Consider the following 25,850-nt stretch of genomic DNA (forward strand, 5'->3'; position numbering starts at 1 on the left):
CGCGAAGCCCTGCTGGAGGATGCCACCGCCATTCTGGCCGCCGACCCGGCCGCGCAGGGGCTGGCCGAGGTTATCAGTACCTACCCGGGGTTCTACGCCATTGCCCTGCACCGGCTGGCCCACGCCCTGGAGCAGCTGCACGTGCCGCGGGTGCCGCGCCTGCTCAGCGAATATGCGCACACCCAAACCGGCATCGACATTCACCCCGGCGCCCGCATCGGCCCCTCGTTCTGCATCGACCACGGCACGGGCATCGTCATTGGCGAGACGGCCGTACTCGGGGCGCACGTGCAGGTGTTTCAGGGCGTCACGCTCGGAGCGCTGAGCGTGGCCAAGCACATGGCCAACCTCAAGCGCCACCCTACCATCGAAGACCACGTGGTGATTTACGCCGGGGCCACGATTCTGGGCGGCAGCACCGTGGTGGGCAGCCACAGCATCATCGGCGGCAACGTCTGGCTGACCGAGAGCGTGCCGTCCCACTCCCGCGTCTACCACCGCGCTCAGATTCACGTCACCCGCACCGAAGACCCCACTGCCGACATCGTTTTCTCTATCTGATTTTTCCGACCTCAACACCTTCTTTTCTTTCGCCAATGAAAGCCAACACCATTCTCGATACTATTGGTAATACTCCTTTGCTGCGCATCAACCGCCTGTTTGCCCACCGCCCCGACGTGGAAGTGTGGGTGAAGCTGGAGCGCGCCAACCCCGGCGGCAGCATCAAGGACCGCATTGCCCTGGCCATGATTGAGCAAGCCGAAAAAGACGGTTTGCTCACCCCCGACAGCCTGATTGTGGAACCTACCTCCGGCAACACCGGCGTGGGGCTGGCCATGGTGGCGGCCGTGAAAGGCTACAAGCTTACCCTGGTCATGCCCGAGTCGATGTCCATTGAGCGCCGCCGCCTGATGGCCGCCTACGGGGCCAACCTGGAGCTCACACCCCGGGAGAAGGGTATGAAGGGCGCCATTGAAAAGGCCCACGAGATTGTGCGCGACACACCCGGGGCCTGGCTGCCCATGCAGTTTGAAAACCCGGCCAACATCCGGGTGCACGCCGAAACCACGGCCCAGGAAATTCTGCGCGACGCGCCCGAAGGCTTCGACTTTCACATCACCGGGGTGGGCACCGGCGGCCACATCACGGCCGTGACGGAAGTGCTCAAGCCCCATTTCCCGGGCATGCAGACGTTTGCCGTAGAGCCCGAGTTGTCGCCGGTTATCAGCGGCGGCGCCCCGGGGCCGCACCCGATTCAGGGCATCGGTGCGGGCTTTATTCCGGCCAACCTGCACACCGAAGTCCTCGACGGCACCATCCAGATCAGCCAGCAGGAAGCCTTCGACATGGCGCGCCGGGCTGCCCGGGAGGAAGGCATGTTCGTAGGCGTATCGTCGGGGGCCTCGCTGGCGGCCATTGCCAAGAAGCTGCCCGAAATGCCCCAAGGCAGCCGCGTGCTCACGTTCTGCTACGATACCGGCGAGCGGTACCTGTCCGTCGACGGGCTGTTCGTGTAGTGTCCGGTGCAGTCAAATTCCCCGCGAGCTGATTTTGGCACGAACAGCAAAGGCCACCCGTCCGGGTGGCCTTTGCTGTTCGTGCCAGGTGAACGAGCACAAAAAAAGCCCGACCGGCTGGTCGGGCTTTCAGTGGAGAATATCGGAGTCGAACCGATGACCTCTTGCATGCCATGCAAGCGCTCTAGCCAGCTGAGCTAATCCCCCGTTTGTGAGTCTCATTCGCCAGTTGCGCTTGAGTGGGACAAAAGTACGGCGCGTTTTCGATTCTGCAAGGCTGCGCATAAAAAAATGTGAAAAAACTTGCGGCTGGCCCCCAAATAAAAAGGGGCTGGCATAGCCGCCAGCCCCTTTTTTACGCGTTAAGCCGTTGGTTTAGTTGAAGATGTAACGGACGCCCACCTGCATCTGCCAGCGGGCGCTGAGGTTGCCCACATCGTCGCGGAAGGTCTTCGATAGTACCTGCCCAGGCGTGGTCACGGTGCCTTTCTGCACCACGTTGCCGCTCGCATCAAGCGTGGCGGCACTGATAACCGGGGCCGTCAGGTAGGGGAAGGTGAAGGTGGGGTTGCTCGTGGCGTTGTAGTTCTGGAACGTGAGCAGGGCGTTGCGGTTGGGCGTCTGCACGATGCCCCAGTTCTTGTTGAGCAGGTTACCGATGTTGAAGATATCCACGCTCAGCTGAATCGAGTTCTTGTTCGTGCCCAGGTCGGTGAACACGTCCTGGAGCAGGCGGAAATCGATGCGGTGCTGCCAGGGGCGCACGGCGCCGTTGCGCTCGGCGTACTGCCCGCGCCGCTCACTCAGGTACTTGTCCTGCTTGATGTAGGCGTCGAGGTCGGCCCACTGCTGGTCGGCGGTATAGGTCGAAACGATGCCGGCGGCGGTGCGCTTGGTGTCGTTGGGCGAGTAGAAGTTGATGGTGTTGAGCACCACCTCGCTCTGGTCGCGGGGCACGTAGATCAGGTCGTTGTTGCCGCCGGCCCCGTCGCCGTTCATGTCGCCGGAGTACACGTAGGAAAAGCGGCTGGAGTTGAAGGCGTCGTTAGCCGCCGCGCCCACGTAGAACATCGACACCGTGGTGCCGAGGTGGCCCAGGTACTCTTTCTTGTAGGAGGCCGACAGAATCACGCGGTGCTGCTGCAGGAAGTTGGAATACGACAGCACGTTGGCATTCGGGTCGCCGCTCACGGCCCGGTCGCGCCAGATCGACTGGGCAATGGAGCCCCCGTCGTTGACGGAGCGGGAGTCGGTGTAGGTGTAGGCCGCGTCCACGTAGAAGCCGTTGGAGAACGAGCGGCGCAGCTGGGCCGTGAGCGAGTAGGAGTAGCCCTTGTTGGTGTTGCGCATCACGATGGCGTCGGTGATGTTGGGCCGCGCTACCGTGTTGGCCTGTCCGCCCTGGATAAAGCCGTTGGCACCGGGCGCGCCCAGCAGCTCCGTACCGTACTGGTCAACCAGCGGGCCGTAGATGCGGTTGTTGGCAAACACGGCGGGTACGTAGTTGCCCGTCTGCACCCCGGCCGCGTTGCGGGGCGTGCTGCCGGCGCGGGTGTTGCGCACGTTGCCGCTGGCATCGGTGGCGTAGTAGATGGGCCGTTTATCCGCACCCTGGGCCGTGACGGCCGCCGTGGGCAGGTTCACGTTGTCGTGGTACACAGCATTGAGGTCCTGGGTGAAGATGCCTTCCAGCGTGCCTACGATGCCCAGGGGCAGCTGCTTGTCCACGGCCAGGTTGGTACGCCATACCTGCGGAAACTTGAAGTCCTTGTCCGTCACGGCCAGGTTGTAGGTCGTGGCGGCCGTGCGGGAGGCCGGGATGTTGGCCGTTACGTCGGGCGAGAAGGGGTACGCCGCGCCGTTGGTGCTGGAGAAAGAACCGAAGAGCACGCCGTTGTTGGAGGCCTGATTGGAAATCCAGACGTAGGGCACGCGGCCGGTGAAGATGCCCGTGCCGCCGCGGACCTGGGTTTTCTGGTCGTTCTGCACGTCCCAGTTGAAGCCGATGCGGGGCGAAAACAGCACCGAGGTGCTCTGGAATTTGTCGGTTTCAATCTTGTACCCGTCGCGGAAGGTGAGCTGGGCGGCGGCTTCGTTGCGGGCAATTTTGGTCGGCACGTTCGGCACGTCGGCGCGCACGCCCACGGTCACCTTCAGGTTCGGTACCGGGGTGTACTCATCCTGGGCGTACACGCCGTACTGCTGGGCCTTGATGTTGGCGAAGGGGAAGGAGCCGTCGGCCAGGGCCGAGTACTGCAGGCGGTAGTTGGTGGGGTTCGAAATGGTGCCCGTGGCCGGGTTCGGCGTCTGGTTGGCATTCGAGTAGAAGTCGGCCAGGGAGTTGAAGGAGTACAGGCCGTAGTAGTTGGGCGCGAAGCCGTTCTTAAACTTGTAGAACTCGGTGTAGGTGCCCAGCGTCACGTTGTGCTTGCCCAGGTACATGGTGTAGTTGTCGCCAATCTGGTACACGTCGCTGTTCAGGATGTTGTTGGCCGAGAAGGCCTCGTAGCCGAACGTGGTCAGCAAGGAGCCCTGGCCGTTGCCGATGTCCACGAGCGGGAAGATGCCCCCGGAGCTTTCCCGGAAGTCGCGGAACGACGAGACGCCGGCGGTGAAGTTGTTCGAGGCCCGGCTGCCGAACGTGGAGTTCAGCTCGGCAATCACCGAGTTCAGGTTGTTGTTGATGCGGTAGTAGGCGGCCAGGTAGGGCAGGCTGGTGTTGCTCTGGGCCCGGGCACCGGCCAACGACAGGCCGGAGCTGGACGGCGGCACGTCGCGGTACGACTTGAGGTAGTTGTATTTCACCGACAGCCGGTGTGCTGCGCTGATGTTCCAGTCGAGCTTGGCCGTGGCCTTGTCGCTGTTCGACTTGAGCTGATAGCCTTCGTAGGGGCCGGTGTTGTAGCCGTACTTGCTGCTCAGGAATTGCGACAGCGCGTCGAGGTCGGTGGAAGATGCCTGGGAGATGTTGCCGCCAGCAGTCTGGCCGGGCTTCAGGGCCGTGTAGTTGCCGGTGGGCGGGTCGTTGCGGCGCTCCTGCTCGGCGTTCAGGAAGAAGAACAGCTTGTCCTTGATGATGGGGCCGCCCACGCGGAAGCCGTAGTTTTTCAGGTTGAACTTGGGGTAGTCCGACGTCACGTCGCCGACCTTGCTGCCCACCAGGTCCTGGTTGCGGTAGAAGCCGTAGATGGAGCCCGATACTTTATTGGTGCCCGAGCGGGTCACGGCGTTGATGCCGGCGCCGGTGAAGGAGCCCTGGCGCACGTCGTAAGGAGCCAGGCTGACCTGAATCTGGTCGATGGCGTCGAGGGAAATGGGCTGGGCGTTGGCCTGGCCGCCCACGGTGGCCGAGAGGCCGAAGGCGTTGTTGAACAGGGCCCCGTCGATGGGGATGTTGTTGAAGCCGCTGTTGCGCCCGCCGAAGCTCTGCCCGTTCGACTGCGGGGTGAGACGGGTGAAGTCGTCGAAGGAGCGGTTCAGGGTGGGCAGACGCTCAATCTGCTCGCGCTGTACGCTGGTGGCCGCGCCCGTGCGCCCGGCATTAATCACCGGATCCTGGCGGCCCGAGATGGTGACGCCGGCCAGCTCGGTGGTGGCTTCGCTCAGGTTCAGGTCGAGGCGCAGGTTCTGGGCCAGGGTCAGGAAAATGCCGGTGCGCTCGGCGTCCTTGTAGCCCACAAACGTCACGCGGACCGTGTAAGGCCCGCCTACGCGCATGTTCTGAATGTTGAAGCGGCCTTCCGAGTTGGTAGGGGCCACGTACTGGGTGTTGGTGGGGGTGTGGATGGCAATGACCGTGGCGCCGGGCAGGCCGCTGCCGGCCTTATCGGTAATAACCCCGTTCATGGCCGAGGTGGTGGCGCCTTGGCTCCACGCGCCGTGCGCCGACAGCAAGGCCAGCAGCAGCAGTAACAAATGACGGTACAGCGGTTGTCTCATAAGGGTAGGTTGGTGAAAAAGTGGACAAAAGTAGTTCCTGCTGGCCGCCAACGCGTATTATTAAAATGTTATTAAAGTTGGATATTCGGGAGAGTAACCATTCGTTGAAGTGCCCGGAATGCCATCGTAGAGCATTGTATTTGTAATAGCTGGCTGGACTAATATAGACAAAAAAAAGAGCGGGTGGAGAATTTCTCCACCCGCTCCCGGGAAGTACTGATGCTGTGGTACGCTTAGTTGAAGATGTAGCGTACGCCCAGCTGGCCCTGCCAACGCGAAGCGAAGGGAGCAATGTCATACGAGCGGTTGTTGACCGCGAAGCTGGCGGGGAACGTGAAGGTCGGCTGCACGTTTGGTGCCAGCGTGGCGATGTTAGCTACCCGCAGAATTTCCGAAGCGTTGTTTGACAGCGAGTACTGACGGCCCCAATCGTTGTTGATCAGGTTGCCCACGTTGATAACATCGAAGGTCAGCTGCAGGGTGTTCTTCTTGCCACCGGCCATGAAGTTGAAGTCCTGGGTCAGACGTACGTCGAACTGGTGGGTCCAGGGCATGCGGGCGGCGAAACGCTCGGCATACTGGCCCCGGTGGCTGCGCAGGTAAGGGTCGTTTTCGATGAAAGCATCGAGCTGGTTCTGAACCTCAGCTACGGTGCGGCCTTCGCTGGCTACCAGGATGATTTCCTTGGTGTCGCGCACGTCGCGGGGGATGTAGATCAGGTCGTTGCCCGAGCGGGTTCCACCCCCACGGTCGAAGTTCAGGTCAGAGTTGTACACGTAGGTAATCGGCTGACCCGACAGGCCTTCGTATACCAGCGACAGGCCGGTGGCAAATTTCTCGCCGCCGTAGCGGGCCGTGTAGCCGCCGGTGGCCAGGATGCGGTGACGCTGGTCGTTGCGCGAGAAGCCCAGCTCGGGGTTGTTCGGATCGGCTACGATCTGGTTGAAGCCGAAGTTGGAGTCAGCCGTGCTGCTGGCGCCGCTGTTCACTTCTTTCGCCATACCGTAGGTGTAGGCCACCATCGTGTTCAGGCCGTTCTTGAAGTTTTTCTGCAGTTGAGCCGTGGCGTTGTAGCGGTAGCCCTTGCTGGTGTTGCTGAGCAGGTACACGTTGGTGAAGCGCGAGTCAACGAGGCGGGTAGCAGTGCTGTTGCCGTAGATCGGACGCTGGTCAGGACCGGCCAGACGACCTACTGGATCCTTCAGGTTGATGTCCTGGTAGTAGATATCGTTCATCGTCTTCGAGTAGATACCTTCCAAGGTCGCTACGATGTCGCCGGGCAGACGGAAGTCAACGGCCAGGTTCGAGCGCCATACCTGGGGCAGCTTGAAGTCGTCGCTGAGCACGTTGATCTGGGTCGTGGTGGCGGCGCCGCTAGAGTAGTAAGTCGGGAACTGGCTGATGTCGGTCAGGACGGCCCGGCCGCCGTTCGGGTTTTTCGGGTTGGATACGTTAACCGAGCCCTGAATCAGGCCGCTGTTGGTGTAGCTGTTCGAAATCCACACGAAGGGTACGCGGCCGGTGAAGATACCGGTACCACCGCGCAGCTGCACTTTGGCGTCGTTGTTCACGTCCCAGTTGAAGCCCAGGCGCGGAGCGAAGAGCAGCTGGCCGTTTGGTACGTTTTGGGTGTTGATGCTGCCGAACTTCGAGAAAGCCGTCTGCTCAGCCACGTTCTTGTTGTACTGAGGCTTGTCGAAGAACACGGGCACGTCGAGACGCACACCGGCAGTCAGGCGCAGGTTCTCGATGGGCGAGAACTGATCCTGCAGGTACACGCCCAGCTGGGCGGCCTTGAAGCTGGCTTCGCCGTTGTCGGCGGTAGCATAGGCAGCCTGGAAGTTGTTGGCAACGCCGTTGTAGAAGTTAGCCAGCGAGTTGAACTGGTAGTAGCCGGGACCGTTGTTGATAAACAGGTTGCGGAACTTGAAGAACTCGTTGTGCGTGCCCAGCGTCAGGGTGTGCTTACCGATGGCGCGGGTCAGGTTGTCGGTTACCTCGATGATGTCCTGGTCGAGTTCGTTGGCACCCGAGCTACGCTCCGTACCGAAGGTGTAGCGGTTGCCGCTGGCGTTGATTTCGAAGGTCGGGAACAACGCGGTTGGCGTCTCGCGGGTGTCGCGGATGCGGCTGTAGCTCAAGAGCAGTTTGTTCGAGAACGAGCTCAGACGGCTGTTCAATTCAATAACCGAGCTGTTGGTCTGGTTGCTGAACTTGTAGGCGTTGTTGCCAAAACGCATCTGCGTAGAAGTACGCGTGATGTTGTCGTCGAAGGCGTCTACGAAGTTGTGACGCACCGTGAGCTGGTTGTTGGCGTTGAGGTTGAAGTCCAGACGAGCGAAGATCTTGTTGCTCTCGGTCTTGCGGTTGATAACGCCGTAGTCGCCTACTTCGTAGCCGTAGACGTTGCGGGCCGTATTGGCAATCGAGTCCAGGGTAGCTACGCGGATGCGCGAGGTCGAGGAGCCGGGCTCGAAGGAGAGGGGAGTGCTGTTGCGGGCAATTTCGCCGTTCAGGAAGAAGAACACTTTGTCCTTCACCAGGGCGCCACCCACGCGGAAACCTGTCTGGTAGTTGTAAAACTCATCCGCTTTCGTGCGGGGCTCCGTGACGCTTTTGCCCACCGAGTTCTGGTTGCGGCCGAAGCCGTAGATCGAAGCCGACACGTCGTTGGTGCCCGAGCGGGTTACGGCGTTGACGCCGCCGCCGGTGAAGTTACCCAGCGTTACGTCGTAGGGTGCTACCACCACCTGGATTTCTTGGATAGCGTCCAGGGCAATGGGGGTGGTGCTCGCCTGGCCACCGGGGGTACCCGAGCCAGCCAGACCGAAAACGTCGTTGTTCACGGCGCCGTCGATGGTGATGTTGTTGTAGCGGTTGTTCGAACCACCAATCGACGAGCTGCCGCCGCCGTTAGCCTGCGGGGTCAGACGCGTGAAGTCGTTCAGCGAACGGCTCAGCGTGGGCAGACGCTGGATCTGCTCGCGCGAAATCGTGGTTTCGGCGCCGGTGCGGCTGGCGTTGATCACCGTGCTCGACTGGCCCTGAACCGTAACGCCGGCCAGTTCCGTGGTGGCTTCGTTCAGGTTGATGTCGAGGCGCAGGTTCTGCCCCAGCGTCAGGAAGATACCGTCGCGGGCGGCTTCCTTATAGCCAATGAAAGTTACGCGAACCGTGTATGGTCCGCCTACGCGCATGTTCTGGATGTTGAAGCGGCCTTCCGAGTTGGTGGGGGCCACGTACTGGGTATTCGTAGGCGTGTGCACGGCAATAACCGTGGCGCCGGGCAAGCCAGCTCCTGCTTTGTCGGTGATAACACCGTTCATGGCAGAGGTGGTTGCGCCTTGGCTCCACGCTACTTGCGCTGACAGCAGCGTCAGCACCAGCAGCAAGAAATGGCGTAAACGTAAGTGTTTCATAAATGGGGAAAATGGTGAGAAAAGAGGGTGCCTGAGGTTAAGCGCCGCAAAAGTAAAGACGAGTTCGGGGACGCTTATTACCGAATCGTTACTATTAACCAATGACCCCCCAACACGCGGGTTTCACGGCGCAAAGGTAATAGGGAAATTCACAATACAGGCCGTACGGCCTTGATAAAGCGGCTGAGATAATAATCACTTTCCAAGCTATTTTCCACGACCCCTAACGAGCTGGAAGAGTGGATGAACTGCACGTTTTCCGGGCTGGCTTCCGTCACTAGTCCCACGTGCGTGATGGTGCTGCTGCCAGGTGAGGCACCGAAAAATACCAAATCCCCGGCCTGCAGATCCTGGGGCTTGACGGGCGTGCCCCACACAGCCTGCTCGTTGGAGGAGCGCGGAATCTGCACGTTAATAGCGGCGAAGGAATTAAACAGGAGCCCCGAGCAGTCCATGCCCAGGCGGCTCGTGCCCCCGTACTTGTAGGGAGTGCCTTGGAAGGAGCGGGCCGTCTGAATCACAGTAGCCAGATCCTGGCGAACGGTGGCGGGGCTGGATTTGCGCTTGACCACCAGCTTGGCTTTGCCCGCCGGGGCCTTGGACTTGGTTTTGCTCACCACGCCCCGGCGCCGGTCGGCAGCCTTCATGCGGGCCATGTCGCGGGCCGAATAGTAGCGGCCGTTGCGCTGGTTGAGTTTGCGGGAGCCGCCGCAGCCGGCCAGTCCCGCCAGCAACACCAGCGCCAGCAGCGGCAGCCAATGGCGCCACTGTCGTGAATGCTGTACCTTCGTTCTGTGGTCCCGCATCGGGACAAAGATACGTGCCTTGCTCATTTTGCCCTTCTATATATGGATTTCCAAGTCCTGACGCCCGAACTGGTTTCTGCTTTCGAACGCATTGTGGGCGCCGAGCATGTGCTCACCGCCCAGCGCACCGAGGCCACCGCCTACGCCGACTACGGCCGCGACCATACCGAGGACTTGCACTTTGCCCCGGATGTGGTACTGCGCCCCGCTAACGCCGAGCAGATCAGTCAGATTGTGCGCCTCTGCCACGAAAACCACGTGCCCGTCACGGCCCGCGGGGCGGGTACGGGCCTGAGCGGCGGTGCGTTGCCTATCCATCACGGCGTGGTGCTCAGCACCGAGCGGCTCAACAAGATCATCCAGATTGATGAGCGCAACCTGCAGGCCACCGTGGAGCCGGGCGTCATCAACGAGGCCTTTCAGAATGCAGTGAAGGAGGTAGGCCTATTTTACCCGCCCGATCCGGCCAGCAAGGGCAGCTGCTTTCTGGGCGGCAACCTGGCCCACAGCAGCGGCGGGCCCAAGGCCGTCAAGTACGGCACCACCCGGGACTACGTGCTCAACCTGCAAGTCGTGCTGCCGACCGGCGAGATTATCTGGACGGCGGCCAACACGCTCAAAAACTCCACCGGCTACAACCTGACTCAGCTCATGGTGGGCTCCGAGGGCACGCTGGGTATTATCACGAAGGTGGTGTTCCGGCTGCTGCCCTTCCCCAAACAGAATATTCTGATGCTGGTGCCGTTCCGGCAGGAAGAGCAGGCCGCCGAAGCCGTATCGGCCGTGTTTCGGGCCGGCATTATCCCGTCGGGTATGGAGTTTATGGAGCGCGAAGCCATTGCCTGGTCGTCCGATTACCTGAAGATTCCGCTGACCCTGCCCGAGGATATCCGGGCCCACCTGCTCATTGAGCTCGACGGCCAGGACCTAGATGAGCTCTATAAAGAAGCCGAGCAGGTATACGGGGTGCTGGAGAAGTACGACGTGGGTGAAATCCTGCTGGCCGACAACGCCACCCAGAAAGACGAGCTCTGGAAGATTCGGCGCAACATCGGCAATTCGGTGCGCTACAACTCCGTGTACAAGGAGGAAGACACCGTAGTGCCCCGGGCCGAGCTGCCCACCCTGCTTAAGGGCGTCAAAGAAATCGGGGCCCGCTACGGCTTTAAGAGCGTCTGCTACGGCCACGCCGGCGACGGCAACCTGCACGTGAACATCATCCGCGGCGACCTCGACGACCAAATGTGGAACGTGGGCCTGCGGGAGCCAATTTCGGAGATATTCGAGCTCTGCGTCAAGCTCGGCGGCACCATCAGCGGGGAGCACGGCATTGGGCTGGTTCAAAAAGGCTACATCGGCATTGCCTTGGCGGAAGCCAACCTCAACCTGATGCGCGGCATCAAAGCCGTCTTCGACCCCCACGGCATCATGAACCCGGGCAAGATCTTCTAGCCCGGGCCCCGGATTTCTGCGGACGGTGCCAACACCTGCAGTTTTGCTGGCGCTACCGGCACAAAAAAAGGCCCCCGACTGGGAGCCTTTTTAGAAGGTGGGTTAAAGCGGAACCGACCACTGAAATCCGACGGGTTCGTCGGGGAAGTCCGGGGGCTAGCTTTGGTCGCCTTTGAGCTTGTCCTCGCCGCCGTAGGGAGCCCCGGCCGTGATGTCGCCGCGCAGGCCGCCCTGCGAAACGCCGGGGCCGCTGTCGGGCTGGCGGGAGGTGGTCGTGTTGTCGTCGGCGCTGTCAACTTGGGAAGCCGTGGCGGGCTGGCCGCTGCCGGTGATAATGGTGGCCTGCTCGCCCACCGGGCCGGCCAGCTCATTGACTTTGCTCACGTACTGGCGCTTGGCGTCGTCTTCGCTTACGCCCTTAAATTTGCTCCACGAGTCCCACTGGGCTTGCGACATGCCCGGGTCCCCACTAGGTTTGTCGGGCGTGTCGTCGCCGACAGTTTCGCCCTGCGTGTCGTGGTCACCCTGGGTGGCCTGCTTGTAAAGGCCGTACAACTCGGTCATGTGGGCGGCGGCTTTGTCGCCGGGCAGGCTGTCGACGCGGGATACGGCGGCTTCGAATTGCTTTTGTAAGTCCATCTGTTGCTGAAGATCCATACCGGAAGGAATTTAAAAAGTGGGAATCAAGGGGTGTACTATCGTGGCACGGCTTTGGTTGCGGGGGCGCCCCGCTACTTTTTTGGAATGTTAGTCCCCAGAGTTCGTACTTTTGCCCGCTAATTATGTGTGGAATCACCGGAATATTCGCCTTCACCGACGCTGGACGCAGTTCGCTCTCCGCGTTGCAAGCCTCCACGGACGCCATTGTCAGCCGCGGGCCCGACTCGCAGGGACACTTCGTCTACGACCACTGCGGCCTGGGCTTCCGCCGGCTGGCCATCCTCGACCTCTCGGCCGACGGCAACCAGCCCATGACCGACGAGTCGGGGCGGTACACCATCGTCTTCAACGGGGAGATTTTCAACTTCCGCGAGCTGCGGCAGAAGCTGGTCAAGAAAGGTCACACCTTCCGCTCCCAGACCGACACGGAAGTTATCCTGAAGCTCTACATCAGTGAGGGGCGGGGCTTTCTGAAAAAGCTCAACGGCTTCTTCGGCCTGGCCATCTACGACAAGGAAGAGGACTCCGTGTTCATTGCCCGCGACCGGATGGGGGAGAAGCCCATCCTGGTGTACCGCGACGAGGACAAGCTGTTTTTCGCCTCCGAGATGAAGTCGCTGCTGGCTTTGGGCGTACCGCGCAAGCTCGATTACGTGGCCCTGAGCCAGTATCTGCAGCTCAACTACATTCCCGGTCCGGCCACCATCTTTAAAGGAGTCAAGAAGCTGCTGCCCGGCCACTACCTGTTCGTGAAGGGCGGCAAAGTGGTGCGCAAGCGCTGGTACAAGATTCCCTACGACCCCAAGAAAACCGACAAAAACAAGCTCAGCTACGAGCAGCAGCAGCAGAAGCTCGTCGAACTGCTCGACGACGCCACCGCCCGCCGCCTCGTAGCCGACGTGCCCGTGGGTGCCTTCCTCAGCGGTGGCATCGACTCGAGCGTGATTGTGGCCCTGGCCTCGCGCCACACCCAGCACCTGAACACGTTCAGCATCGGCTACCGCGACGAGCCCTTCTTCGACGAGACTAAGTACGCCAAGCTGGTGGCGGAGCGCTACAAAACCAACCACACGGTTTTCTCGCTCACCAACCAGGACCTCTACGACCACATTTTCGATGTGCTCAACTACATCGACGAGCCCTTTGCCGACTCCTCGGCGCTGGCGGTGTACATCCTGAGCAAGCGCACCCGCGAAAAAGCCACCGTGGCCCTTTCCGGCGACGGCGCCGATGAGATGTTCGCGGGCTACAACAAGCACATGGGCGAGTTTCAGGTGCGGCAGGGCGGCTTCAAGGCCGAGGCCGTAACGGGCCTGAACCTGCTCTGGGACGTGCTGCCCAAGTCGCGCAACTCGTTTCTGGGCAACAAGATCCGGCAGTTTCAGCGCTTCTCCCGCGGTATGCTCAGCGGGCCCAAGGACCGCTACTGGGACTGGGCCTCGTTCGTGAGCGAGAAGGATGCCCGCAACCTGCTCAGCCCGGCTTCCCGCCGCAAGGTGGGCAAGAAGCTGGCCGAGAAGCGCCGCAAGGACATTCTGGAAAACCTGCACGCCGACGGCGACCTGAACGAGGTGCTGCTCACCGACATGAACCTGGTGCTGCCCTACGACATGCTCGCCAAGGTCGATTTGATGAGCATGGCCAACTCCCTGGAGGTGCGCCCGCCTTTCCTGGACCCCAACGTGGTCAACTTTGCCTTCTCCCTGCCCGTCGACAGCAAGATCAACGCCGACATGAAGAAGCGCATCGTGCAGGACGCCTTCCGGCCCCTGCTGCCCGAGGAACTCTACAAACGCCCCAAGCACGGCTTCGAAGTGCCCCTGCTCAAGTGGTTCCGCAACGAGCTACGCCCTCTGATTGAAGACGACCTGCTCTCCGATGCCTTCATCGAGGCCCAGGGCGTGTTCAGCGTCGACGCCATCCGGGCGCTCAAAACTCAGCTGTTTTCCCGCAACCCCGGCGACGTGCACGCCCGCATCTGGGCCCTGATCGTGTTTCAGTGGTGGTGGAAAAAATGGATGATGAGCTAGGCCATCCGGATAGATAGTTAAGATAAAAACAGCTTTTTCACTCGTTTCGCCCCATATGAAAATCGCAGTTGTAGGCACTGGTTACGTTGGCCTGGTGACAGGAACATGCTTCGCCGAAGTCGGTATCGACGTGACGTGCATCGATATCGACCAGAAGAAGATTGATAACCTGCACAAGGGCATCCTGCCCATCTACGAGCCGGGCCTGGAGGAAATGGTTACCCGCAACGTGGAAAAAGGCCGTCTCCACTTCTCCACCAGCCTCGCTGAAGGTATCAAGGATGCCGACGTGGCCTTTATTGCCGTGGGCACGCCTCCCGGCGAAGACGGCTCGGCCGACCTGAAGTACGTGCTGGCCGTGGCCCGCGGCATCGGGGAGAACATGAACAACTACGGCGTCATCGTGACCAAGAGCACGGTGCCGGTGGGCACGGCCGCCAAGGTGCGCGCCGAAATCGAAAATGCCCTGGCCAAGCGCGGCGAAACCATCGAGTTCGACGTGGCTTCCAACCCCGAGTTCCTCAAGGAAGGCGCCGCCATCGACGACTTCCTCAAGCCCGACCGGATTGTGGTCGGCGTCTCGTCGGCCCGCGCCGAGGAGGTGATGACCAAGCTCTACAAGCCTTTCCTGCTCAACGGCCACCCGATTATCTTCATGGATATTCCGTCGGCCGAGATGACGAAGTACGCCGCCAACTCGATGCTGGCGACCAAGATTTCGTTTATGAACGACATTGCCAACCTGTGCGAAATCATGGGCGCCGACGTGAACATGGTCCGCAAAGGCATCGGCTCCGACGCCCGCATCGGCACCAAGTTCATTTACCCCGGCATCGGCTACGGCGGCTCCTGCTTCCCCAAAGACGTGAAGGCCCTGATCAAGACGGCGGCCGAAAACGGCTACCAGATGCAGGTGCTCCAGGCCGTGGAGAGCGTAAACGACGCCCAGAAGGAAGTGCTGTTCGACAAAGTCACGAAGCACTTTGGCGGCGAGCTGAAAGGCAAGAAGATGGCCGTGTGGGGCCTGTCGTTTAAGCCCAAAACCGACGACATGCGCGAGGCGCCTTCCCTGGTTATCATCGAGAAGCTGCTGGCCGAAGGCTGCACCGTGACGGCCTACGACCCGGTGGCCGTGGAAGAGGCCAAACACTCACTCGGCAACCGGATTACCTACGCCAAGGATCAGTTCGACGCCCTCATCGACGCCGACGCGCTGCTGGTGGTGACCGAGTGGCCCGAGTTCCGCTCCCCCAACTTCGAAGTGGTGGGCCGCCTGATGAAGCAGAAAGCCGTCTTCGATGGCCGCAACATCTACGACGCCCGCGAAATGCACGAGGCTGGCTTCAGCTACCACTGCATCGGGGTTCGCACCGACCACAAAGAGCCGGTGGCCTAGCGCCCGGCCCGCGTCCGCTCCGGCGGGCCGCGGGTTTTCGGTATACTTATCACTGCATGCCGCCGGCAGCCTGCCCGCGGCGAACCGCTAAAAAATGGCTACAAACTCCGAACAAAAACGCGTTCTGATTACCGGCGGCGCCGGTTTTCTGGGCTCCCACCTCTGCGACCGGTTTCTGGCCGAAGGCTACCACGTTATTGCCATGGACAACCTCATTACCGGGGACCTGGCCAATATCGAGCACCTGTTTGGCAAGGAGAGCTTCGAGTTTCACCACGCCGACGTGTCGAAGTTCGTATTCGTGCCCGGCAAGCTGGATTACATCCTGCACTTCGCCTCGCCCGCCTCGCCCATCGACTACCTCAAGATTCCGATTCAGACCCTGAAAGTCGGCTCACTCGGCACCCACAACCTGCTGGGTCTGGCCCGGGTGAAGGGTGCCCGCATGCTGATTGCCAGCACCTCGGAAGTGTACGGCGACCCGGAAATTCATCCCCAGGTGGAAGAGTACTTCGGCAACGTGAACCCCGTCGGCCCCCGCGGCTGCTACGACGAGGCCAAGCGCTTCCAGGAAGCCATTACCATGGCCTACCACAACCACCACGGGCTGGAGACGCGCATTGTGCGCATCTTCAACACCTACGGCCCGCGCATGCGCCTCAACGACGGCCGCGTGTTGCCGGCGTTCCTGAGCCAGGCCCTGCGCGGCGAGAACCTGACCGTGTTCGGCGACGGTTCCCAGACCCGCTCGTTCTGCTACGTCGACGACCTAGTGGAGGGCATCTACCGCCTGCTGCTGAGCGACTACGCCCTGCCCGTGAACATTGGCAACCCCGACGAAATCACCATCAAGGAGTTCGGCGAAGAAATTGCCAAGCTCATGAACGTGGAGTTTAAGCCCACCTACCAGGAGCTGCCCCAGAACGACCCGATGAAGCGCAAGCCCGACATCACCAAAGCCCGGGAAATCCTGGGCTGGGAGCCCAAGGTTGACCGCGCCGAGGGCCTGCGCCGCACGCTGGAGTACTTCAAGGAGCACGTGCAGGTAGCGGCCGCCGGCCAGGTCAACAATACGCCCCGCACGTTCTAGCTACGTCCGGCTACTTGCCAGCAAAAAAGCCCGTTGTCCCGCGCAACGGGCTTTTTTGCGTTTATTTGGAGTTGTAACCGGCCCACGCTGCGCATGAGGAAACCGTACTTGCTTGATTTCCCGAAACTGGGCCGGGCCGACGTGGGCTACATGGCGGTGCTCGACGGGCCCGGCGTGTTGCCGTTCGAGGTGAAGCGCCTGTTCTGGACCTACGACACCCCCGAAATGATTGTGCGCGGCCGCCACGCCCACCACCAGACTGAGCAGGTGCTGGTCGCCGTTGCCGGCCGCATTCTGGTGACCACTGAAATGCCCGACGGCGAAATCCAGCTTTTCGTGCTCGACTCCCCGCAGCAGGGCCTTTACGTTCCGGCGCACGCCTGGCACACCATGCAGTACTCGCGCGCGGCCGTGCAGCTCGTGCTGGCGTCCACCCCGTACAGCGAACCCGACTATATTCGGGATTACGCCACCTTCAAGCGCACCTGGGGTTCCGCCTCCTAGCGGGCGCCGCGCCGATTCGAGTGAGGGGCGTGCTATCTTCGCTTTGCCGGCGGCCAACTCGCTTCCGGCTGCGCCCCGACTGCCGCTCTTGTATTGCCTTATGCCGAAGCTGTCCATTATCATTCCCTGTTACTTCAACGAAGCCAACATCCCCGTCACGATGCAGGCGCTGGTAGCCAATGAGGCGCGGTTTCCGCCGGAGGTGACTTTCGAGTACGTGCTGGTGGATGATGGCTCCGGCGACGGCACGGTGGGGGCCCTGCACGCATTTCGGCAGCAGCAGCCCGGCAAAGTGCGGGTGGTGGAACTGGCCGGCAACGTGGGCTCCTACAATGCCATTGTGGCCGGCATGGCCCACGCCACCGGCGACTGCAACGTGATTATCACCGCCGATATGCAGGACCCGCCCGAGCTGATGGTGCAGATGTACGCCTACTGGCGGCAGGGCATCAAGCTCGTTATCGGCAACCGGCAGGACCGGCGCGAGGACGCCCTGACCAAGCTGCTGGCCAACCTGTTTCACAGCCTGATGCGGCGCTTTGCCCTGCCCAACATTCCCAGCGGGGGCTTCGACTACGTGCTCTTCGACGTGCAGATCCGGGAGCATATTGTGCGGCTGCAGGAGCGCAACAGCAACCTGTTTTACCTCATGACCTGGCTGGGCTATCCGTACGTGAACATCCCCTACGTGCGCAGCCGCCGCGAAATTGGCCGTTCCCGCTGGACGCTGTCCAAAAAGCTCAAGCTCTTTCTGGATTCCTTTCTGGCCTTTTCCTTTTTCCCAATTCGGGCTATTTCGGCCGTGGGCATTAGCCTGGGCCTGATTGCCCTGATTTACGGCGTGTATCTGGTTTTTCTGCGCCTGAGCGGGGTGCAGGAGCCCGCCGGCTGGACCATGCTGATGGTGGTGCTGCTGTTTGTGTCGGCCTTCCAGATGATGGCCCTGGGCATTATCGGCGAATACGTGTGGCGGGGCCTCGACGCGGCCCGTCACCGGCCGCTCTACGTGGTCAAGGCCGTAGCGGAGCCCACGCTATGAACCCGGGGGAGCTGGGACGCCGGGGCAAGCCGTGGTTCCGACTGGCCGCGCAGCCTGCGGTGGAATGGGCGCTGCTGGCGGCCGCGCTGCTGCCCTTCGTGCTGATCAGTGCCTACAATCATCCCACCGATGACGATTTCCAGGGGGCCGTATTTGCCCGGCACCTGGGCTTTTGGGCCGGAATCGGGGAATACTACCAGCACTGGACGGGCCGTTATACCAGCTCGTTTTTCTACGGCCTGGCCTACGAGGCACCCAGCCTGGGCGCTTGGCTAGTGGCTCTGCGCCTGGCCCCGGTACTGCTGCTCGGTGCCCTGCTCACCGCTACCCAGTTTGCCCTCGGGGGGCTGTTTCCGCCGCTGAGCTCCGCAACCCGCTGGCGCGCGGCTGGCTACGGCGTACTGCTGTATCTGTGCGGTATTCCTTCGGTTGCCTCGGCTTTGTACTGGCTTAGTGGCTCGGCCGTGTACACCACGGGTATCATCCTGACGCTGGGGCTCCTGGGCGTGGCCGCGCGCCTGCAGCGAGGACTGGCCCGGCCTGGGTGGGTGGTATTGGGAGGAATTACAGCGTTCCTGCTGGCGGGGACCAACGAACTGAGCATGCTGCTGACCGTGGTGGCGTTGGTGGGGTGGTGCTGCTGCCAGCCCCGCGGCCGGCGGCGGTGGCCAGTGCTGCTGCTGGGCGCGGGGCTGGGCGCCGCCGTTACCCTTATGGCTCCCGGCAATGTGGCCCGGGCGGCGGTGGTCAGTACTTCCGCACTCCTAAGCTCCCACCTGCTGGTTGTCGGCGCCAAAAGCGTGTACCTGACCGTGGCCCATTGGGCCAGCTGGGGCAGCAGTGGTTTGCTGCTGCTAATGACGCTGCTCGTGGCTCTGAGTGCCGAGTGGTCGGCGGCCCCTAGAGCTTCTCCAGCTTACCGGTGGTGGCTGGCCGCCGGCAGTGGGGTAGGAGTGCTGCTGGTGCTTCCGCTGCCCACGCTCTGGCTAACCAATGAGGTGCCGGCCCGGGTCTGGAACCTGATTTACTTCGTTTTCCTGGCGGGCTGGTTTGCGGTAGTTTTCCGGGTCTTCCGACAAGTGCCGCCCGCGGGCTGGAAGCTTACCAAGGCCCAGGGAAGCATTTGCCGCAGCATCTGGCTGCTGCTCGTGTTGCTGAGCCAAAGCTCGGCGGTGCACCGGGCTTACGTTGATCTGGCTTTCAAGGCTCCCGGCTACAACCTTGCTCAGCACCGGCGCTATCAGCTGCTGGAGCGTGCCCAGCAGCGCAGGGAGCGGCAGGTGGTAGTGCCGCCGCTCCTGGCCCAGGAATACCAGTATCCGGCCACAATCTTTCTGCACGAACTCGAACTCTCCCCCCGCGACATTGCCAATTCCGGCCTGGCCGACTACTTCGGCCTCGACAGTGTGCGGGTGTCGGCACTGCCGCAGCGCGTTCAACGGCACTTTGAGCAGTAGAGACCTGCCCCGCTGGCAAACCCCGCCTCGACGTCGGCGCAGCCGGAGTATTCCGGCGGTGAAGCCGGCATCGTCGATTTTGGAGTCCGTTGGGCAATGTATCTTTGGCTGCCAAAGTCAGCGGGTTTGTTCCCGAGGTTTGGCTGGTCCGCCGGCGTATCGTTTTTTGCCCTTGCTTGTATGTCCTCTGCTCTTCCCGTAATCCACGTTGCCATTGCCTTCGACGAAGGATACATCAAGCCCGTGTACGTGCTGCTCGCGTCAATTTTTGTCAATAATCGTGACGCCCGGATTGAGGTGCACGCCATTGCGACGGAAGTGCCGGAAGCGGAAAAAGCCAAGATGGTCGCCTACGCCCGGGAGCAGGGCGGCGACATGCATTTTTACACCGTCGGCCCGGAAGTCACCAAGGGCTTTCCCGTGCCCGGGCCCGATGAGCCGGAAGCGTACATTACCATGGCCGCGTACTACCGGCTGTTTTTGCCCCACCTGCTGCCCCACTCCATCGAGCGGCTGCTCTACCTCGACATCGATATCCTGGTCGTCGGGAGCCTGCTGCCCGTGTACCAAACCGAGTTGGGCGACACGGCCGCCGGTGCCATTATGGAAGCGGAGGTGCCGCTGCGCGACGAAATCGGTATTCGCAGTCTGGAAGACTATTTCAACTCCGGCGTGCTGCTGATGGCTCTGCCCCAGTGGCGGGCACAGCGCATCACGGAGCGGGCCCTGGAGATTATTCGCGCCACGCCCGCCGACAAACTCAAGTACCACGACCAGGATGCCCTGAACGTGGTCTTCAACGGCACCTGGCACCGCCTCGATAGCCGCTACAACCTGATGAAGGCCTATATTCCGGAGGATCTGGCCAAGCGGGACTACCGAAAGTTTCTGGCCGACAAGGTTATCATCCACTACAACGGCCGCAACAAGCCCTGGCACCGCGCCTGCATAAACAAGCTCCGCTTCCTGTACCCCGAATACCTGCGTCAGTCGCCCATTGCCCACACCGGTCAGTACCTGCCCAAGCCTATTTCCCGCCAGGGTATGGTAGCGTTGGCGCGCAGCCGGGCCCTGGAAACCTATTTCAACTACCCGGAAGTTGGGCGGGTGTGGCGGCGGCTCAAGGGCGCGCTGGGCCGGTAGGAGTGGGGCATCGGCTTCAAATCAAGTTCTTTTCTTTATCCATGACCAAGAGCCTGTGCTCTTGGTTGTAGGCGGCCGGGCTCTGCCCCGGTTTGCTGCTTTGCCCTGTCAGCTCGAACTGTATGTCCTTAGCGGAGAAAACTGGTCATTATTTCCCGGCTCTGACGGGTTTACGGGCCGTGGCGGCCTACTTGGTTTTTTTTCACCACTTCAATCCGGCACCTGACCGGAGCAGCTTTCTGTTCAAGTTCTTTGATCAGGGCCTTGTCGGTATCAATATCTTCTACGTGTTGAGCGGTCTGCTAATCTGCATCCGGTACTACGACCACGTGGAAGCCTCGCGGAAGTGGGCTGTGAACTACATGCGCAACCGCATAGCGCGCATCTATCCCCTGTACTTTCTGCTGACTGTTCTCACGTTGTTGGTGGCGCAGTTTGCCCCCGGGCTAGGGGTAATGCAGGAGTGGCAGTCGTATTCTACCGTCGACCGGGCTGTGGTATCTTTCGTCGACATTACCATGCTAAAAGGCTTCTCGGAAACGCTGAAGTTTTCCGGTATTGGTCCGGGCTGGTCCCTGACCGTGGAAGAAAGCTTTTACCTGACCGCCCCCTTCCTGATTCTGGCCCTCTATCGCAGCAAAAAGTTCTTTTTCATCTTCGCTGCCATGCTCCTTAGCCTGGGCGTGCTGCTAACGGCTTTTTTCTCCCGGCACTACGTATTCGGTTTTTTTAATTCCTACCCCTTTACATTCTACTACACCTTTTTTGGCCGCTGCATCGAGTTTTTCATGGGCATGCGGCTCGCTCTCTACATCAAGGAACACCCGGTTCAAAAGCCAGGCAAGCCGTTGGCAACGACCATCGGCGCGCTATGGATTCTTGCCGTAATGGTTCTGCTGGCTTACTATGATATTCACTTTCTTTCCGCGCCAGGACAAGTGCTGCTTAATCTGTTTATGCCCCTGGGCGTTTGTGCCCTGCTGTACGGACTGGTCGCGGAGCGGGGAGTCCTAAGTACGGTACTATCTTCCTCCTTATTCGATCTGCTGGGACGTAGCTCCTACGCCTTCTATCTGGTGCATACTGGCGTATTCAGTGCCCTTATAATTAACTACTTAAATTGGCCGCTGTTCGCGCGCTTTCTGGCGCTGAACGTGCTTGCAATCTTGCTGTACAAGAGCGTTGAGCACCCCCTGCAAAAAGCTTTGTCGCGCCGAAAGTAGCCGCCCTGGGTTGGCTGCGTCAGAGTTATACTTTTCTCTACGGCCATTTGCCATTAGTAGCTCCGCTCGCAGTGTATAAGCTGGATGCCACAAAATATTTATAGAATACTGGAAAAAACTGGCCCGCAATAGCACCCGTGACCATACTGGGGAACATTGCTTAATTTTGGCGCTCCGCTACTTTTTTCCTAATATACTGATGAAGGTTCCTTTCCTTGCCTTTTCACCTCAGCATGAGCCCATTCGAGAAGAAGTGATGGCGGCTATGGGGCGCATTTATGACTCTCAATGGTACGTGCTGGGAGATGCCGTCCGTAGCTTCGAGGCTGCCTACGCCGGATTTAGTGACGTCCAGCACTGCGTCGGCGTCGCCAATGGCCTCGACGCGCTGCATTTATCATTGCTGGCGCTGGGCATTGGCCCCGGCGACGAAGTAATCGTCCCCTCCAATACTTACATTGCCACGTGGCTGGCTGTGTCTTACGTGGGCGCCACCCCGGTGTCCGTTGAGCCCAACCCTGCCACGGCCAACCTCGATCCGGCCCGGCTTGAAGCCGCTATTACCGAGCGTACCCGAGCTATTATGCCGGTGCACCTCTACGGCCAGGCCTGCGAGATGGAAGCCATTATGGCAATTGCACGGCAGCATCGGCTCTTCGTGATTGAAGACAATGCCCAGTCTCAGGGCGCTACTGCCGGTGGCAAATCAACTGGTAGCTTCGGTGACGTGAACGGAACCAGCTTTTATCCGGGTAAAAACCTGGGCGCACTCGGCGACGCCGGGGCCATAACGACGAACGACGCCATGCTGGCGCAGAAGCTGCGCACCCTGCGCAACTACGGTTCCCAGCAAAAATATTACAATGAGGTAATCGGGTACAACTCCCGCCTTGACGAACTGCAGGCGGCCGTGCTGCAAGTCAAGCTGCAGTATCTGCCCGACTGGACGCGGCAGCGCCAGCAGGTAGCTGCTTGGTATGATGCCCAGTTGCAGAGCGTGGGAGACTTGCACCTGCCCGTAACGGCTGCTGGCAGTACCCACGTGTATCACTTGTACGTGGTGCGCACCGCCCAGCGCGACGCCCTGCAGCGGCACCTCACGGAGGCTGGAATTGGTACGCTGATTCACTACCCCGTACCGCCTCATCTGCAGCAGGCTTATGCTCACCTCGGAATCAAGCAGGGAGCCTTCCCAATTGCGGAAGAGTTGGCCAACACCAGCTTGAGCCTGCCCATGTGGCCGGGTATGAAGGAAGAAGACGTAACGGCTGTAGTGGAAGCTATTCGCCGCTTCTACTAAGCTACGTAACGTCCGTTGTCCGCCTCTGTTTCTCTGCCTAGACTATGAAAAGCACTTCTTTTATTCAGGTTGATCTACGTGCCGACGGCATCCTAGTGTTAACCATCAATCGGGAAGCCCAATACAATGCGTTAAGCATTGCGACCATGCAGCAGTTGGAGCAGCTCCTGACCCAGGCCAAAAGCCAAGTCGGGCTTCGGGGCATTCTGCTCACTGGCGCCGGCGAGAAGGCCTTCGTAGCGGGAGCTGATATCAACGAATTCAAAATGCTGGCCCCGTCCGAAAGCAGGGCCTTCGCTGAGCGGGGCCAGCGGATACTGCAGCTGCTAGAGCAGATGCCGGTTCCGGTTGTGGCGGCTATCAACGGGTTTGCCCTCGGGGGCGGTTGCGAGCTAGCTCTGGCCTGCCATATCCGCATTGCGAGTGAAAATGCCCAGTTGGGATTACCGGAAGTGAAGCTGGGCATCATCCCGGGCTACGGCGGGACGCAGCGCCTAACCCAGCTTGTGGGCAAAGGCCGGGCACTGGAGCTGATGCTCACTGGCAACCCAATCAAGGCTGAGGAAGCGCTACGCATCGGCCTTGTCAACCGCGTGGTGCCCGCTGAACAGCTGCTGCCGACTTGCTTCGACTTACTTGGTAGTATGCTGGAGCGTGCGCCGCTGGCGCTGACCAAAGTGCTGCAAGCGGCTGCCGCCGCTCAAGTTGGCGGTTCGGCAGGTTATGAAGCCGAAGCGGCTGCTTTCGAAGACTGTTGTCAGTCCGAGGACTTCCGGGAGGGGGTGCAGGCTTTCGTGGAGAAGCGTAAGCCTAGTTTCAAAGGGCAGTAAGCTTTGCTGGTGCGAAAGGGCCTCCTAGCTGGCCCCGTTTTGTGACGCACCCCTCGACCTTCCTCGGGCCAAAATTGTTTGTGCCGGACATTTACCCGCCGCCATTCTTAAGTACTCACCTGAAATTCCAGCTATGTCAGTTCCGCAGCTTATTGAGTTTGACAAGATTGGCTCGTTAGAGTTAGGCTACATTTCCGTAGCCGAAAATGCCCGCTTACCCTTCGCAATTCAACGAGTCTTCTGGACTTACTTCACGCCCGATTCAGTAATCCGCGGGGAGCACGCGCACCGGGAAGGACAGCAGCTGATTTTTGCCACCCACGGCCGGATTGAGTTCACGGTGGAAAATACTGCTGGGGAGAAAACGGATTACCTGCTGGATGCCCCCAACCAGGGGCTGTATATTCCCCGCCTGCACTGGGGCCGCATCAAGTTCTCGCACGACGCCGTGCTGATGTCACTGACGTCGCTGCCCTACGATGAGGCTGATTATATCAGGTCTTACACGGAATTCAAACAGCTCGGAAACGATGAAATTCAATAACCGCAACGTGCAGCTGGGTACCAATGTCCGGCTTGGTAAAAATGTTCGGATTGGCGACAATACCACCATCTACGACAACGTGGAAATCGGGGATAATACCATCATTGCCAATGACTGTGTTATCGGCGAGCCAACCAACGCTTATTATTTTCAGGAAGGCTACCAGAATCCGGAAACCGTAATCGGCGCTAATTCCTTTGTTCGCAGCCACGCTATTATCTATGCCGGCAGCACTTTTGGCGAAGGTCTCAACACTGGGCACCGTATCACGGTGCGCGAAGGTGCGCGGTTCGGTGCCCACTGCCTGATCAGCACCATGGTAGATATCCAAGGCAATTCCACTTTTGGGGATTATTGCCGGCTGTACAGTAACGTTCACATCTGCGAGTTCTCGACGGTTGGCAGCTACGTGTTTATCTTTCCCTACACCATCTTTACCAATGACTCCCGGCCCCCGTCCAATTACTGTAAGGGCCCAACCATTGGCGACTATACCATTATCACGGTGCATTCGGTGGTTTTGCCGGGCGTCACCATCGGCAGCAATTGCCTGATCGGAGCCAACTCGGTGGTAAGCCGTGACATTCCGGACTATAGTTTCGCCGTCGGCAGCCCGGCAAAAGTGGCGCGGGACATTCGCGAAATCGGGTCCCGGGAAAAAGAAGGTTCGCAATACCCGTGGATGTATAACTTCGAGCGGGGCATGCCCTGGCAAGGGATTGGGTTTGAAGCCTGGAGTCAGCAACAGCACTAGTACATAGCCGACGGTTTTCTATAATGATAGGGTAGCGGCATGTCAAAAATTCATCCTTCCGCCCTGGTAGAAACCGACGCCATTGGGGCCGGTACTACTATCTGGGCCTTTGTGCATATCCTGCCGGGTGTGCGAATTGGGTCAAACTGCAACATCTGTGACCACTGTTTCATCGAAGATGGCGTGGATATCGGTGATAATGTAACCCTGAAAAGCGGTATTTATCTGTGGAAGGGGGTGACAGTGGAAGACAATGTGTTCTTAGGACCTAATGTAGTTTTCACGAATGACCTTCGGCCGCGCAGCAAGCAGCACGACGTAGAGCTAGCCAAAACGGTGATTGGTTACGGCGCTTCAGTAGGTGCTAATTCTACCATCCTGGCCGGCGTGCGCATCGGCCGCTTCGCCATGACGGGCATTGGCGCCGTGATAACACGCTCCGTGCCCGACTATGCGTTGGTGTACGGCAACCCCGCCCGGCAACACGGGTGGGTAGATGAGTACGGGCAGAAACTGCTGCCGCAGGGACCGGACCGCTGGCGTTCGGCTGATGGGCTCCGTACCTACCTTACAACGGCCACTGGCCTGCAACCCACTATTTCACCTGATTTACTTGGGTAATCCCATGGAAGAGCCTTTAGTGACAGTTGGGGTGGCCTCGTACAACAACAGCGCGTATTTGCGCCAGACGCTGGAGAGCATCCGCCAGCAGACCTACCCGCACTGGGAGCTGCTCATCGTCGACGA

21 protein-coding genes and 1 tRNA gene are annotated in these 25,850 nt (G+C 60.2%); 17 read left to right on the top strand and 5 right to left on the bottom strand.

All coding sequences use genetic code 11. The features are described 5' to 3' along the window. Window positions 1-561: serine O-acetyltransferase (locus EWM57_RS19110; protein ID WP_129922916.1), on the top strand; the 561-nt coding region annotated here is incomplete at its 5' end. 35 nt (window positions 562-596) lie between these two features. Further along, on the top strand, window positions 597-1,517 hold the full coding sequence (cysK, locus tag EWM57_RS19115; RefSeq protein WP_129922917.1) for a cysteine synthase A: 921 nt from the start codon (window positions 597-599) through the stop codon (window positions 1,515-1,517). Window positions 1,518-1,650: 133 nt separating this feature from the next. On the opposite strand, the gene EWM57_RS19120 is transcribed toward cysK, so the two are convergent. From EWM57_RS19120 to EWM57_RS19135, 4 genes are all read right to left on the bottom strand, one after another. Continuing rightward, a tRNA-Ala gene (locus EWM57_RS19120) sits at window positions 1,651-1,724 on the bottom strand. A gap of 168 nt (window positions 1,725-1,892) precedes the next feature. Further along, window positions 1,893-5,456, bottom strand: a complete 3,564-nt coding sequence (locus tag EWM57_RS19125) for a TonB-dependent receptor (protein WP_129922918.1) — start codon at window positions 5,454-5,456, stop codon at window positions 1,893-1,895. Window positions 5,457-5,689: 233 nt separating this feature from the next. Further along, window positions 5,690-8,875 carry a TonB-dependent receptor gene (locus EWM57_RS19130; protein ID WP_129922919.1) on the bottom strand — a complete coding sequence of 1,062 codons (3,186 nt, stop codon included), beginning with the start codon at window positions 8,873-8,875 and terminating at the stop codon, window positions 5,690-5,692. Window positions 8,876-9,024: 149 nt separating this feature from the next. Beyond that, entirely contained in the window at window positions 9,025-9,681 is a 657-nt protein-coding gene (locus EWM57_RS19135) for a C40 family peptidase (protein WP_129922920.1), read from the bottom strand. A 42-nt stretch (window positions 9,682-9,723) separates the two neighbouring features. On the opposite strand from EWM57_RS19135, the gene EWM57_RS19140 reads away from it, so the two are divergent. Further along, entirely contained in the window at window positions 9,724-11,133 is a 1,410-nt protein-coding gene (locus tag EWM57_RS19140) for an FAD-binding oxidoreductase (RefSeq protein ID WP_129922921.1), read from the top strand. A 156-nt stretch (window positions 11,134-11,289) separates the two neighbouring features. Here EWM57_RS19140 and EWM57_RS19145 read toward each other — a convergent pair whose 3' ends face one another. Next, entirely contained in the window at window positions 11,290-11,790 is a 501-nt protein-coding gene (locus EWM57_RS19145; protein ID WP_129922922.1) for an acyl-CoA-binding protein, read from the bottom strand. A 125-nt stretch (window positions 11,791-11,915) separates the two neighbouring features. On the opposite strand from EWM57_RS19145, the gene asnB reads away from it, so the two are divergent. The 14 genes from asnB to EWM57_RS21965 form a co-directional block, all read left to right on the top strand. Further along, window positions 11,916-13,823, top strand: a complete 1,908-nt coding sequence (gene asnB / locus EWM57_RS19150) for an asparagine synthase (glutamine-hydrolyzing) (protein ID WP_129922923.1) — start codon at window positions 11,916-11,918, stop codon at window positions 13,821-13,823. A gap of 55 nt (window positions 13,824-13,878) precedes the next feature. Beyond that, a complete protein-coding gene (locus tag EWM57_RS19155) occupies window positions 13,879-15,219 on the top strand; it encodes a UDP-glucose dehydrogenase family protein (RefSeq protein WP_129922924.1) in 1,341 nt (446 codons plus the stop codon). A 94-nt stretch (window positions 15,220-15,313) separates the two neighbouring features. After that, window positions 15,314-16,309, top strand: a complete 996-nt coding sequence (locus tag EWM57_RS19160; protein ID WP_129922925.1) for a UDP-glucuronic acid decarboxylase family protein — start codon at window positions 15,314-15,316, stop codon at window positions 16,307-16,309. Window positions 16,310-16,402: 93 nt separating this feature from the next. Beyond that, on the top strand, window positions 16,403-16,813 hold the full coding sequence (locus tag EWM57_RS19165) for a sugar 3,4-ketoisomerase (protein WP_129922926.1): 411 nt from the start codon (window positions 16,403-16,405) through the stop codon (window positions 16,811-16,813). A 100-nt stretch (window positions 16,814-16,913) separates the two neighbouring features. Next, window positions 16,914-17,852: a glycosyltransferase family 2 protein gene (locus tag EWM57_RS19170; protein ID WP_129922927.1), complete on the top strand. Its 939-nt coding sequence runs from the start codon at window positions 16,914-16,916 to the stop codon at window positions 17,850-17,852. Continuing rightward, window positions 17,849-19,309 carry a DUF6056 family protein gene (locus EWM57_RS19175; RefSeq protein WP_129922928.1) on the top strand — a complete coding sequence of 487 codons (1,461 nt, stop codon included), beginning with the start codon at window positions 17,849-17,851 and terminating at the stop codon, window positions 19,307-19,309. The genes EWM57_RS19170 and EWM57_RS19175 overlap by 4 nt, the downstream gene beginning before the upstream one ends. Window positions 19,310-19,489: 180 nt before the next feature. After that, complete coding sequence (locus EWM57_RS19180) at window positions 19,490-20,452, top strand: glycosyltransferase family 8 protein (RefSeq protein ID WP_165370578.1); 963 nt, start codon at window positions 19,490-19,492, stop codon at window positions 20,450-20,452. Between the two features lie 122 nt (window positions 20,453-20,574). Beyond that, window positions 20,575-21,675, top strand: a complete 1,101-nt coding sequence (locus EWM57_RS19185; protein WP_129922930.1) for an acyltransferase family protein — start codon at window positions 20,575-20,577, stop codon at window positions 21,673-21,675. Between the two features lie 199 nt (window positions 21,676-21,874). Then, window positions 21,875-22,975, top strand: a complete 1,101-nt coding sequence (locus EWM57_RS19190) for a DegT/DnrJ/EryC1/StrS family aminotransferase (RefSeq protein ID WP_129922931.1) — start codon at window positions 21,875-21,877, stop codon at window positions 22,973-22,975. Window positions 22,976-23,019: 44 nt separating this feature from the next. Then, window positions 23,020-23,805: an enoyl-CoA hydratase/isomerase family protein gene (locus tag EWM57_RS19195; RefSeq protein ID WP_129922932.1), complete on the top strand. Its 786-nt coding sequence runs from the start codon at window positions 23,020-23,022 to the stop codon at window positions 23,803-23,805. A gap of 133 nt (window positions 23,806-23,938) precedes the next feature. Continuing rightward, the gene (locus EWM57_RS19200; protein ID WP_129922933.1) at window positions 23,939-24,349 is read left to right on the top strand and encodes a sugar 3,4-ketoisomerase; all 411 of its coding nucleotides are present in this window, start codon (window positions 23,939-23,941) and stop codon (window positions 24,347-24,349) included. Next, complete coding sequence (locus tag EWM57_RS19205; protein ID WP_129922934.1) at window positions 24,336-25,103, top strand: acyltransferase; 768 nt, start codon at window positions 24,336-24,338, stop codon at window positions 25,101-25,103. Before EWM57_RS19200 ends, EWM57_RS19205 begins: the two co-directional genes overlap by 14 nt. 39 nt (window positions 25,104-25,142) lie before the next feature. Beyond that, the gene (locus EWM57_RS19210) at window positions 25,143-25,724 is read left to right on the top strand and encodes an acyltransferase (RefSeq protein ID WP_129922935.1); all 582 of its coding nucleotides are present in this window, start codon (window positions 25,143-25,145) and stop codon (window positions 25,722-25,724) included. Window positions 25,725-25,728: 4 nt separating this feature from the next. Then, window positions 25,729-25,850 (top strand): glycosyltransferase (locus EWM57_RS21965; RefSeq protein WP_129922936.1); only part of this gene is annotated, 122 nt, incomplete at its 3' end.

Origin of the sequence: Hymenobacter persicinus, assembly GCF_004167665.1 — a bacterium.
Taxonomy (GTDB): Bacteria; Bacteroidota; Bacteroidia; order Cytophagales; family Hymenobacteraceae; genus Hymenobacter; species Hymenobacter persicinus.